This window comes from Rhizobium anhuiense bv. trifolii (genome assembly GCF_024346605.1).
GTDB classification, from domain to species: Bacteria; Pseudomonadota; Alphaproteobacteria; order Rhizobiales; family Rhizobiaceae; genus Rhizobium; species Rhizobium anhuiense.
Window position 1 is genome coordinate 1,147,440 of sequence record NZ_CP098803.1, and the last position, 12,637, is coordinate 1,160,076.

Below are 12,637 nucleotides of genomic sequence, written 5' to 3' on the forward strand. Positions count from 1 at the left end.
TCCTAATTCCCGTAAATTAAGTTAATCTCGGACATCGGCAGCCCTATCAAGCCATGCGTTACGTGACTACTCTCGCAATGAAAAATCAGAGCCTCGTCTACCCAGTGATGTTGGCGATGATCCGCCTGTGTCCCTTCTGCCAAGGCCGTTGCTATCGCGTAATCGCCACTTGGCAAATAAGGCATCTGGAACGCAAACCGAGCTCGAAATTCGCCGCCAGCTGGAATATGAAGTGGTGAAGCCGCCTGCGTCAAAAACGTGTTGTCACCGAATATGCTCTGACCCAGCCGGTCTCGAACCAGGAATCCAACTATCGGCCCATGGAGCGCATTATCGGCTCTACAGCTGACTTCGATAACTAGGTCCTCTCCACCTTCAATAACGGAAAGCAATTTTCCTTCGTTATCCAGGATGCGTACACTCGTGATTTTTCCGCCGCCTGCGCCAAAAGACGGCGCTGCCGGATCGAACTCAAAAACATGTATCTCGTTGCGTTTGTCGGAGTTGCGGATCAAATCGCGGCGCGTATCCCTTTTAATGTTGGCCACGTCTCTCCGGCGGCCTTCTATTGACAGCGTTTGCCCGTCCGCTTCCTCCTGAAGCGAAGCTTGGTACCGAAGACTGACATCTTTAGCCGAGCCCTCGGCACGTATTCGACCCTTGTCCATCCATATCGCGCGATCACAAAGCGCAGTCACAGCGGAGGTGTCGTGCGAGACAAAGAGGATCGTACCATGTTCACGGAATTTCCTGATGTAGCGCATACACTTTTGCGCAAAGGCCGCATCCCCGACAGCAAGGATTTCGTCGACAATGAGAATGTCGGCATCCACATGGGCTGCAACAGCAAACGCAAGTCTTGCATACATACCGGACGAATAGGTCTTGACCGGCTGATCGACAAAATCGCTGATCCCCGAGAATTCGATAATGGACTCTTCCCGTTCTCTGATCTCTCGATCAGTAAGGCCGAGAATGAAGGCTGAAAGACGAATGTTCTCTCTTCCCGTGAATTCAGGGTTGAACCCTGCGCCAAGTTCAAGAAGCGGAGCCACACGACCGTGAACACGCAGCGACCCTCCATTTGGTTGCAAGGTTCCCGCGATCATCTGCAGCAGCGTGGATTTACCCGAGCCGTTTCTACCCACAATCGCGACCGTCTCCCCTCTTCTAATTGAGAGATCTACATTTTGAACGGCCCAGTACTCCTGGTAGTACTTGCGCCACCGGAGAAACATTTGCTTCAAACGATCTTGCGGCTTACTATAGATCAAGTATGCTTTGCTCAACGATGTGGCTTCAATCACAATTTCAGATAACATCAGCAAAGGCCTTATGGGTTCGTTGGAACCATGCGGAGCCAAGCGCATAAATCAGCAAGGCCACCACCATATATGCACCCCATTCCAACGGGCTCGGTGCTCTACCCCAGAAAATAACGTCCCGTGCCTGTATCACTACCGGCGTCACTGGGTTCAGATAAAGCAATTGCCTGTAATTCTCTGGTAGATTGTCGGGGGCGTAAAAAACTGGCGAAAGAAACATAAGCGCGGTCGTAACAGGGCCTGTAACGTGTTTCATGTCTCTCAGAAAGACTCCCAGAGAAGCTAGGAAGTAGGAAGCTCCTAGACAGAGCAGAACAAAAGGAAAAATGACAGCAGGTAAATATAGAACGCTTTCATTCGGTAGGCCGTACATGAATAGATAAAATATAAAAAATATTGCCAATGATACTGCTGCGTTAATCAGAGTTGAAAGCAATGCTACAACCGGCAATATCTGAAGAGGAAACGTCACTTTCTTAACATAAGACGGATTCTCCAAGATAAGTGATGGAGATCGGTTTATGGTTTCTGCGAGCACCCCGAAAAGGGTTAGGCCAATGAAAATTAGCATGGAAAAGCTGAATTCTTGGGCCTGCCCAGCCGTGGGAGAGTGCCAACCCGCATTCAGAATAGATCCAAAAACCAAGCTGTACACAGCAAGCATTATGAGTGGCACGAGTGCCACCCAAATTATTCCCAACAATGACCCACGGAAGCGGGCTTCAGTTTCACGCTGTGCCAGCCTCCAAATGAGAGTTCTGTGGCGCCATATGACGCGCAACGTTTCGATCATGGGATCGGCCTTATACTTTCAATGGGGTGCATCAATTGCACAACAATCTGCGCCCGTAAAAACGGGCAATGGCGTTGAATTCGGGAGGTTAAGCTCATCACACGCTTCATCCCAACCACGCATGTTAAGGCAAATGCACGCGCATGCCGATCTACCCCTTCACCTGTCGAAAAGCAGCCTGCTCGCAACTGAACCCTTCGCCCTGGCAGGGTCGGGTCCGCTGGCGTTAGCGCCAAGTAAAGACTCGCGTGACGGCGTAGTTGAACACTGAACTCATCAATGCCCCAGCAAGTCCGGCGATGGATGCCTGTTGGCGGAATTCATATATCGCGGTTGCTACAGAAATATTCGCTATCCCTCCGAGAGAGCAGATTGCGCAGAAGCCGGCAAGGCCGATCCACAACTTACGACCTTTCAGTTTTTTGTCTGAATAGGTCAGCGTGTTGTTAAGTAAAAAGTTCCAGGTCATAGCTACGAGGGTCGCTGCAACCTGGCTTATAACGAATCCCTCGGCCAAGAGCGCTGTGAATATTGCAAGTACAGTCATATGGACGACGACGCCGCTTGCACCAACCATCGCAAACAACAGGAAACTCGTAGGCAGCAAGCCACCGGTCAACTGAGAAAACCAAAGGCCCAAGAACTGCACGACAACGAGAGAACTCATTTTGCTCTCACCCGAGTGACGCGAACGAAATGTGTATGGCACTTCTGCGATTTCAAGCTCCCTTCCTTGGCGCCTCGAAACAACAACCATGTCAAGCAGGATCTTGAAACCTTCTTTGCTCAGCTTGGGCGCGACAGCGTCGAAGAGGTCTCTTCGCACCATAAAAAAGCCACTCATCGGGTCGGAGATCGCTTGTCCAGTTACCATCGAAGACAGATGTGTCGCAAGCTGGCTACCCTTTAGTCGAGCCCCAGAGAACCCGTCCCCGGCTGACCCCGCGGCTACATAGCGCGAACCTATCGCTAGGTCTGCTCCCCCAATGATTTCCTGGAGCATTTGGGGAATAATGCGTTCGTCATGTTGATGATCCGCATCCATCACTGCAACGTAGGGCGTAGATGCCGATGCTATTCCCTCTACACACGCGGACGAAAGCCCTCTGCGGCCAAAACGGCGCAAGCATCGTATATTGCTATGCTTTCCTGCCAATTCCTTCGTAAACTCAGCAGTCCCATCGGGGCTATTATCATCTACCACAATCATTTCGAAGGGTGTGCCGCGCAGAGCTAATGAGAGTTTATTGTACAAAAGCTCGATATTATCTCGCTCGTTGAAGCTCGGCACCACTATCGACAAGACCGGAGCCAGCCACTCCTGATAAGGCGCATCGTTCGCAGCGAACTTAGGATCGTTGGAAAGCATTGAATACTCCATTTTGGACGCTCCCATATCTCAAAGAGTGCCCACCATTCAAGCGGAAGTAGGCACGCACGAGATAGAGGGCATTAATTTGGTTTGGCTCGCACGCCATTTATCAAAGGCGTGTTGCTGCTACGTCGCAAATAGCCCCTGTGTGCGTTTTGTATGACGGACGAGCAGCAATGCTACCAGCTCGTCATACGCGCTCACAAATGCAAGATCTGCTCAATCCGCGCGAAAACGAAGGCTGCTACCACCGGCGTGTTTCAACAAGGTCGCTTCCAAATTGTCACAGCCCTCCCGTTTGGCATACTTAAAGTTTGAGCCGCCACAAACCCGGTTTGTTTTGCTGCAAACTCAACTAGCGCTGTATTAACGTAGGGGGGGAACTCGCCTTTTTCACCAGGCGACGATAGAAGCACACATGCACGTCCTGCGGGTCCAGACACAAACCAGGCGAGGTATCCTTCAGCGCTTTCGCCCGTTATCAATGGCTCTATTTGAGATAAGTTGAGGGGCGCTTGGCCGCGAAGGCTATTGGTCAAGCCGAGCGTGTTAACATTATACACCGCGTTTCTGAAGCCGAATGCGACAGTTCTCGTTGCCCCCATAAGGGGCGTAATCGCATCAAGCGTGTCCTGATTTATTTGATTCCACGCTTCCGCCATCTCCGGGGGCAATGCTTTGCCCGGTTCCGTCGTGTTTATTCCGAAGGCTGCCTCGTACCCCTGCATGGTTCCACTGCCGTCCGAATAAACGACCTTTCCATAGAAGGGGAGCCAATGCGTCGTACGGTTAGATGTCTCGGAGTTCAGGTCTACCATCGGTATAAATGCATACATGGATATGAAAGTCAGCGCGCTAGCTACTGCGATTCCATATAGGCGATTGGGACTAAGTCTGAAAATCGCCCACGTCGAAAGAAAAATCGTTGGCGGGAGGAGCGGTGCAATAAATGCCGTGCCTTTATTTTGCGAGGACGACAAAATTAGAAAAGAAAATATTACAAAGATTGATATGGGAGTTATTGGAGAGCTGGCGTATTTTAAAAGCCATTCGTTCCTGTCGGAGCACAGGAGATTTTTGAAAAACAGAAGAATGGATATTGTGATGCCAATTGAAATTACGATGAAGTGTGGAGCGTAAACTTGATCAAGAAATATTTGGATCATGTAAATGACGCTGTGGATAAATGACAACTTGGGGCCGAACTCCGCTGCCCTTGCTCCGTATCCGAAGTTGAATAAGTATTCGGCTACGTACTTTCCGTTTAAAAACAACCAGGTAAGGGCGGTCGCGAAAGCGACTGCGCCAGCCATAACTAGCCGTCCAATTCGTGCAAGTCGTTCACCTGGAGGAGCAGCCACGTATACAAACGCAGCCAAGCCCAAGCACGGGATGAATGCGATCGTCATTGTTCGAGCAAGCGGCATTAGGCCAACAAAAAAACCAAAAGCGATGATCCAGGGCCAACGTTTAGCCTGCTGAGATCTTATTAAGCAAAGCAACGCCAGAGTTGTGCAGGCTGTTGCCGGGATTGCGAAGTGAAAGCTGCGTGAATAATTCACCAGAAGCGGTGTCGTGGCTACGACTAACGCGCTTATCTCTGGAACCCGTTGGATGCTACTTTGTTTGGCAATATAATATATTGCGACTACCGTTGCTAAGCACGCGAGCAGCGGTACGTATATACCGAATGCAAGACGCGGGCCTGTGAATATGAACAAAAGCGATGCAAGGGCCGATGTCAAAGGCGAAGCCGCATTGGGTGCTTCTACTGAAGAAAGCCACAACCGCAATCCGCCTTGGACGTAAGAATAATAGTTCTTGACCGCCATCATAAGGTATGCGGACTCGTCTATGTCGAACAGGCCCTCATTTCTATAAACAAATATCCATCTCAAATTTATCGAAATGTAAATTATCAAAAAAAGCAAAAGCACTGTCTTCAATAAGTTCTTTGGCATCGTCGCAGCAATCAACGTTAGTCCCTCTAGTTTGCGCTTTGAGTTCAGGGTTTTTGCTAGTGCGTCGTTCTTAAATTTCCTGGGTTCAGATGGCAATCCCGGACACAGGGCCTAATAGATTGAAAGCTTTGATTTTTCGTCTCCATGTTTGCGGCCTTGTCGCGCAGCCCTCCACCGGCACAGCAAAAAAGCGCGCGCTCTGCCGCCGCCATCTCTTCGCCGTCGCCGGCCGCCGGAGACCGGTGGCCGTAAGTGTCGAACGTCACCTGGATGGAGCTGTGGCCCATTCGTGTCTGCACTGCCTTCGCTGTCAGCTCGAGGCCGCCGTCAACTTTCCTGCTGAGCAGCCAGTAGGCGTACCAATCCCGCAACGCATGGAAGCCGGGGTATTTCGGCGCCAGTATCGGATTGCCTTCCTCATCGACCTTCTCGGTTCTGATCGTGACGCCGGCGGCCTGTAGCGCCGGCCAGCCCTAGCTGGACCAGGTTCGCACGATAGTCGATCTTTCCGGCCTCATTAGGGAAGGCGAGGCTGGCCTCGCTATCTGGGCAAATCCTTTTCCAGGTCTTCAAGGCGATCACTGCCAGCGGTGGAAGGGGCACGCTGCGCTGCCCCGCTTCGCTCTTTGGCATCCTGACATCACCATAGCGGTCGGCGCGCTGGCGCACGTAAAAGACACCCTTCTTGAGGTCGATATCTTCCCACCAGGCCTGCTATCTTGGCCGCCTCCATCGGGCGCAAGGTGTCAAACCAAGGTATCGGCGGGGGCATCAACTCAGATCGCCACACGGGCGAACGCTGAAAAAAGCTACAGCCGCATCCGCATCATCTGGGCAGGCACCAACGGTCCAACTGGCGGCTCTACGGCCCTCGTGATGGGAGTCCATTGAACTACCAACCGACCACCAAGTTCATCAACCTACCGTCGATCAGCCCCTCTACGCACCCTTCTGGCAGCGCCGTCTGCATCAAGGAGACGCCGAACAACGCGGCGCTGTGCCAACCCTTGCCAAAGGCGACGTCGTCATCCTCGACAATCTCGGCAGCCACAAGGGACAGGCTATCCGCCGGGCAATCAGGGCTGCCGGCGCGCATCTCATCTTCCTGTCGCCTTACAGTCCCGACTCAATCCATTGAGCAGATTTTGCCAAGCTCAACATCTCATCAGAAAGGCCGAGCCAGGAAGTGTCGAAACAAATTGGCGCACCGCGGGTCACATGCTCAAAGCATTCTCGCCAGACGAATGCGCAAACTATCTCAGAAACTCGGGATATGCTGCCGTCTAAAAACAGTGCGCCCTAAGTAATTAAAATAGCGTAAGAAAATTTTGGCTGGGGAACCTGGATTCGAACCAAGATCGACGGAGTCAGAGTCCGCTGTTCTACCATTGAACTATTCCCCAGCATAAGCGAACCGGCAGGCGGTTCGGCTGGTGTGCGGCGCTTATAAACAAAAGCCGGGGGATTGCAAATACCTGTTTTGAAAAAAATCGGTGCGGTTGGAGAGCGGTGAAACCGCTGCAAATCCCCTGTCCAAAAAAGAATTTGGCGATTTCGGCGGGCGCTGATATTCTTGCGGCAACGCAAAAATCGAATGAGCGCCTGCTGCATACCTCAGGGACTTGCGCGGCGCGATGGAAAAAGAACGTGGAAGACCCCGAAGGCGGCGCCAAGCCGCAATTAGACGGGGCGTCGGCGGCAGGGCGCAAGGACGGCAAGAAGTCCAGGCGCCGCAAGGGCAAACGTGGCGGGCAATCCCGCAACGCTGCTCATCCCGCTTCGCATGAGCATTCCGGCGGTGCCGGACAGCCTGCGCGCCCGATGGAAGATGCAGCCGGCAATCCGGCCCGCAAGCGCAAGCGCCGCCGTCGTGGCGGCCATGGTGTTGCGCAGAACGGTTCACCTCAACCTCCTGTGATGGAACAGGCCGCAGCGGCAGAGCATGCCGCCCGGTCCGACGGTGATTCGGCGCCGAGCCGGCGCAATCGCCGCAAGCATCGCGGCAAGCGCGGTCTGCAGGGCCGGCCGCTGACATCGGCAAAGCCTTCCAGTGCTCCGCAACAGGAAAGCCGCGTGGAAGAGACGGCGCGCATATCGGTTCCGCGCGAAACGCAGAACGGCGCGGCCGCCAACCGCAAGGGCCGCCAGGATGGCCCTATCAATCCCGGTTTTCAGGGGGATCGCCAGGCCGGCGACCATGCCTGGCCGGAGGAACTCTATGCCGCTCTCGATCTCGGCACCAACAATTGCCGTCTCCTCATTGCCCAGCCGACCCGCCCGGGTCAGTTCCGCGTCGTCGATGCCTTTTCCCGCATCGTGCGCCTCGGCGAAGGCCTTGCGGCAAGCGGCCGTCTCTCCGATGAGGCGATGGAGCGGGCGATCGAGGCGCTGCGGATCTGCGCCTCCAAGCTCAGGAACCGGGAGATCCGCCGCATGCGGCTGATCGCCACCGAAGCCTGCCGCCAGGCGGTCAACGGTGAGGAATTCCTCAGCCGGGTCGTTGCCGAAACCGGCCTGACCCTCGAGATCATCGATCGCGAAACCGAAGCGCGGCTTGCCGTCTCCGGCTGCTCCTCGCTGGTCGGTCGCGAAACGCGCTCCGTCGTGCTGTTCGATATCGGCGGCGGCTCGTCGGAGATTGCCGTCATTCGCATCGGCGACAATCGCTTCAGCCGCCTCGCCAATCACATCACCCACTGGACCTCGCTGCCGGTCGGCGTCGTGACACTGTCGGAGCGCCATGGCGGGCACGACGTCACGCCGGAGGCTTTCGAGGGCATGGTGCGCGAAGTCGAAGGCATGCTCGGAAGTTTCGATTGCCCGGAGATCGAGGTCGCCCAGACCGGCGACTTCCATCTGATCGGCACATCGGGCACGGTGACGACGCTTGCCGGCGTCCATCTCGACCTGCCGCGTTATGACCGGCGCAAGGTCGATGGCATCTGGCTGTCCGATGACGAGGTTTCCGCCATGCAGGCAAAGCTTCTCTCCTGGGATTTCGAAAGCCGCGCCGCCAATCCCTGCATCGGGCCGGATCGGGCCGATCTGGTGCTGGCCGGCTGCGCCATCCTCGAGGCGATCCGCCGCCGCTGGCCGAGCCCGCGCATGCGCGTTGCCGATCGCGGCTTGAGGGAAGGCCTGCTGACAGACATGATGGCCGATGATGGCGTGTGGCGGCGCCACCGCAACCGACGCGGCCAGAGAGCGAGATAGAGGAAGGCATGACCAAGGCACCGATCGCGGGAAACCGCACCGGCCGCAAGCTCGGCCAGCGCGTCAAGAACAAGAAGATGAAGGCCTCCTCGCGCCAATGGCTGGAGCGCCATATCAACGATCCCTATGTGCAGCGCGCCCAGCTCGAAGGTTATCGCGCCCGTGCCGCCTTCAAGCTGCTGGAGATCGACGAGAAACACCATATCCTGCGCGGCGCCAGGCGCATCATCGATCTCGGCGCTGCACCGGGCAGTTGGTCGCAGATCGCCGCCAAGGTCACCGGCTCGACGGATGAGGATATCCGCGTGGCCGCGATCGATTTCCTCGAAATGACCCAGCTGCCCGGCGTGAAGATCCTGCAGCTCGACTTTCTCGATCCCACTGCACCGGAAAAGCTGCTGGAGGCGGTCGGCGGCACGCCCGATCTCGTCATATCGGACATGGCCGCACCCACCACCGGCCATCACCGCACCGATCATCTGCGCACCATGCATCTCTGCGAAGTGGCGGCCCATTTCGCCGTCGAGGTGCTTCAGGAAGGCGGGCACTTCCTGACCAAGACCTTCCAGGGCGGCACCGAGCGTGATCTGCTCGCCATGCTGAAGCAGAACTTCCGCCAGGTCGTGCATGTCAAGCCGAACTCGTCGCGCGCCGAATCGGTCGAGATGTTCCTGCTCGCCAAGGGCTTCAAGGGGCGCAAGGCGGAAGGTGAAGCAGAGCAAGCTTGATCTTGGGGCCGGTCCTGTCCGATGATGCGGCCCTAAGATTGGAACCGCTGATCCCCATGCTTCTTTACGTCACGCTCGGAACCAACGACCTTTATCGCGCAGGGCATTTTTATGATGCCGTGCTGCCCGTGCTCGGCTATCGCCGCCAGCGCGATTCGGAGGAGGAAATCGGCTATGCCGCCGATGGCGATACGCGCTGCCGCTTCTGGGTGGTGACGCCCTTCAATCGCCGTCGGGCGACGTCGGGCAATGGCGTCATGGTGGCCTTTGCGGCCGAGCGCCGGGCGGATGTCGATGCCTTCCATGCGGCGGCGATCGCGGCGGGCGCCGTCGATGAGGGCGGGCCGGGCCTGCGCTCCTACCATGCCCATTTCTATGCCGCCTATGTGCGCGATCTCGACGGCAACAAGCTCTGTGCCGTCTGCGAAAGTCCCGAATAGAGCATGTCGCGCAAAAGTGTGCAGCGGTTTTGCGCTATAGACATGCGAAAAACTAAAGATCTAAAGCGTGGCAAGCGAATCTGAATGATCGCGACACGCTTTAGGCTGCCTTATTTCACCGCGTGCTGCTCGGCTTCAACAGTTGCTGCCGCCATCGCCTTCGAGCGGTGGCCGGAAACGAGCGCGCCGGCATTGCGGTCCATCCGGATGAAGGGAATGGTCGCAATAACAGTCAGCCCGGCGATGATGTAGAAGGCGAGGTGGAAGTCGGCGACCTGCAATTCCTCGCCGCTGAGATAGATCGAGCTCTCCAGGATCGCGGCGGCGACCGCGACGCCGAGCGCCAGGCTGATCTGCTGCATCACCGAGCTCATCGAGGTCGCCTGGCTGGCTTCGGCATCATTGATGTCGGCAAAGGCGAGCGCATTGACGCCGGTGAACATGAAGGAGCGGGAGAAGCCGCCGAGTAGCAGCACGCCGATGATGACGAGGTGCGGTGTCGACGGCGTGAACAGGCCGGTGACGACAGTCACCAGCGTTGTCACCATGGCGGCGGCAAGCAGCGTCGTGCGGAAGCCGGCGGCGGCGAAGACGCGCTTGGCCATGAATTTGGTGGTGATCGCCCCGATGGCCCCCGCAAAGGTGATGAGGCCGGATTGGAACGGCGTCAGCCCGAATCCGAGCTGCAGCATCAGCGGCGTCAGGAAGGGCATGGCGCCGACGCAGATGCGAAACAGCGTGCCGCCCAAGGTGGAGGCCCGGAAGGTCGGGTTCTTGAACAGGTTGAGGTTGAGGATCGGCGCCGGATGGCGCTTGGCGTGGCGCACATAGAGAAAGCCGCAGGCAAGGCCGATCAGAGTGGCGGTGACGCCGATGACGGGGGGCAGGGCCGGCAGGCTGACCACCGACAGGCCGAAGACGACGCCCGCGGCCGAAAGCGAGGTGAGCACGAAACCGGTGAAATCGAGCTTCGGCGGCGCTGTCGCCTCCACTTCCGGCAGGAAGATCGTCGCCAGCCAGATGCCGATGATGCCGACCGGCACGTTGATCAGGAAGATCCAGTGCCAGCTGAAATAGGTGGTGATGAAGCCGCCGAGCGGCGGTCCGGTGAGCGGGCCGACGAGCGCCGGGATGGTCAGCAGCGCCATGGCCGAGACCAGATCGCTGCGCTTCGTCGTGCGCACCAGCACCAGGCGACCGACCGGGGTCATCATCGCGCCGCCCATGCCCTGCAGGAAGCGGGCGAAAACGAATTCGACGAGGTTGGAGGAGATGGCGCAGAAGATCGAGCCGATGACGAAGACTGATATGGCAAGCCGGAAGATCTTCTTGGCGCCGAACCGGTCGGCCATCCAACCGCTCACCGGGATGAACACCGCAAGCGCTACCATGTAGGAGGTCAGCGCTAGCTTCAGCGTGATCGGCCCGACATGCAAATCACTAGCGATCGCCGGCAGCGCCGTCGCAATGACAGTCGAATCCATCTGTTCCATGAAGAGGGCGACGGCGAGGATCAGCGGGACGATGCGGTTCATAGGCGGGAGCCTTGATGGGGCAGCGGACTGGAGCTGGGAAGGCCAGTGCTGTTTAGTCCCAGTTCCCAGCCGTGCCAATCCCCAAATCCGGGTCCACGAGACGTTTGCTTCACGTCTGCGTGAGACGACTTGCGCATCAACGTCGGCAGTCAAGATTGACATATGTTTACTTGGCCGGAGCAATAAATCCGGCCGGGATCGACACTGCGGGCCGTGCGGCGACGCATCGCACGTCATAAGAGGATGGACATATGGCAATTTCATCGGGAATAAAGCGGCGCACCCTTTTTGCCGCAGGCCTTGGCATGCTCGCGGCGCCGGCAATTTTTAAAGAGAGGGCCGAAGCGGCCGCAACTGGAGAAAGCAATCATATGGATGGAACGCTTTTGCCCGAGATCAATCAATTCAAGCTCGGTTCCTATAAGTTCACCGTCGTCCGTGACGGCACCAGCATCGTCGAAAAGCCCTATGAAACCTTCGGCACCAATCAGAACCCCGAAACGGTCCAGGCGTTGCTGACCGCAAACTTCCTGCCGGCCGACAGGTTCATGAGCTTCTACACGCCGGCTCTCATCGATACCGGTTCGGATGTCATCCTCGTCGATACCGGCTTCGGCGCTGCCGGCCGCGCTCGCGGCGCCGGCCAACTGACCGAAGGCCTGAAAGCGGCAGGCTATTCGGCCGACGACGTCACGCTGGTGGCGCTGACCCATCTGCACGGCGATCATATCGGCGGCCTGATGGAAAACGGCACGGCTGCCTTCAAGAATGCCCGCTATGTCGTCGGCCAGGCGGAATATGATTTCTGGTCGGACAAGGCACGCGAGGGCACGCCTGCCGAAGGTAGCCACAAGGCGGTGCTCGCCAATGTCGCACCGCTCGCCGAAAAGACCACCTTCATCAAGGACGGCGATAGTGTCGCGCCCGGCATGACGGCGATGCTGGCGGCCGGCCACTCGCCAGGGCATATGGTGTTCCACGTCGAATCCGAGGGCAAGCGCCTGGTGCTGACCGGCGATACGGCGAACCACTATATCCTGTCGCTGCTGCGGCCGGATTGGGAGGTGCGCTTCGACATGGACAAGGCGCAGGCGGCGGCCACGCGCCGCAAGGTTTTCGAGATGATCGCGACCGACAAGATCGCCTTCCTCGGCTACCACATGCCGTTCCCGGCGGGCGGCTTCGTCGAGAGGCAGGATGGCGGTTATCGCTTCGTGCCGAAGACCTACCAGTTCGACATCTGATCTGGAGCAATTCCAGCAAAAACGCG

General features: G+C 57.0%; 9 protein-coding genes, 1 tRNA gene and 1 pseudogene. 5 read left to right on the forward strand and 6 right to left on the reverse strand.

Annotated features, from left to right (window positions below; all coding sequences use genetic code 11):
- Window positions 1–2: 2 nt before the first annotated feature.
- From NE851_RS14130 to NE851_RS14145, 4 genes are all read right to left on the reverse strand, one after another.
- On the reverse strand, window positions 3–1,322 hold the full coding sequence (locus NE851_RS14130) for an ABC transporter ATP-binding protein (protein ID WP_245434924.1): 1,320 nt from the start codon (window positions 1,320–1,322) through the stop codon (window positions 3–5).
- Complete coding sequence (locus tag NE851_RS14135) at window positions 1,312–2,118, reverse strand: ABC transporter permease (RefSeq protein WP_097595325.1); 807 nt, start codon at window positions 2,116–2,118, stop codon at window positions 1,312–1,314. The genes NE851_RS14130 and NE851_RS14135 overlap by 11 nt, the downstream gene beginning before the upstream one ends.
- A gap of 226 nt (window positions 2,119–2,344) precedes the next feature.
- Window positions 2,345–3,487, reverse strand: a complete 1,143-nt coding sequence (locus NE851_RS14140; protein WP_254961076.1) for a glycosyltransferase — start codon at window positions 3,485–3,487, stop codon at window positions 2,345–2,347.
- A 263-nt stretch (window positions 3,488–3,750) separates the two neighbouring features.
- Window positions 3,751–5,466 (reverse strand): ArnT family glycosyltransferase, encoded by a 1,716-nt coding sequence (locus NE851_RS14145; RefSeq protein ID WP_254961078.1) that lies wholly within the window; start codon window positions 5,464–5,466, stop codon window positions 3,751–3,753.
- 982 nt (window positions 5,467–6,448) lie between these two features.
- On the opposite strand from NE851_RS14145, the pseudogene NE851_RS35360 reads away from it, so the two are divergent.
- Window positions 6,449–6,586: pseudogene (locus NE851_RS35360) on the forward strand (transposase); the annotation flags it as partial.
- Window positions 6,587–6,780: 194 nt separating this feature from the next.
- Here NE851_RS35360 and NE851_RS14155 read toward each other — a convergent pair.
- Window positions 6,781–6,854: transfer RNA gene (locus NE851_RS14155), tRNA-Gln, on the reverse strand.
- A gap of 244 nt (window positions 6,855–7,098) precedes the next feature.
- Here NE851_RS14155 and NE851_RS14160 point away from each other — a divergent pair.
- Genes NE851_RS14160 through NE851_RS14170 form a run of 3 tightly spaced genes read left to right on the forward strand, consistent with a single transcriptional unit; the run spans window position 7,099 to window position 9,832 of the window.
- The gene (locus NE851_RS14160) at window positions 7,099–8,664 is read left to right on the forward strand and encodes a Ppx/GppA phosphatase family protein (protein ID WP_254961080.1); all 1,566 of its coding nucleotides are present in this window, start codon (window positions 7,099–7,101) and stop codon (window positions 8,662–8,664) included.
- Window positions 8,665–8,672: 8 nt separating this feature from the next.
- A complete protein-coding gene (locus NE851_RS14165) occupies window positions 8,673–9,392 on the forward strand; it encodes an RlmE family RNA methyltransferase (RefSeq protein ID WP_132574215.1) in 720 nt (239 codons plus the stop codon).
- A gap of 56 nt (window positions 9,393–9,448) precedes the next feature.
- Entirely contained in the window at window positions 9,449–9,832 is a 384-nt protein-coding gene (locus NE851_RS14170; protein ID WP_028759083.1) for a VOC family protein, read from the forward strand.
- A 110-nt stretch (window positions 9,833–9,942) separates the two neighbouring features.
- Here NE851_RS14170 and NE851_RS14175 read toward each other — a convergent pair whose 3' ends face one another.
- Window positions 9,943–11,367 carry a DHA2 family efflux MFS transporter permease subunit gene (locus tag NE851_RS14175; protein WP_254961082.1) on the reverse strand — a complete coding sequence of 475 codons (1,425 nt, stop codon included), beginning with the start codon at window positions 11,365–11,367 and terminating at the stop codon, window positions 9,943–9,945.
- Between the two features lie 251 nt (window positions 11,368–11,618).
- Between NE851_RS14175 and NE851_RS14180 the strand changes: the two genes are divergently transcribed.
- Window positions 11,619–12,611, forward strand: coding sequence for an MBL fold metallo-hydrolase (locus NE851_RS14180; protein ID WP_254961083.1), 993 nt, complete (start codon window positions 11,619–11,621; stop codon window positions 12,609–12,611).
- The last annotated feature ends 26 nt before the right edge of the window (window positions 12,612–12,637 follow it).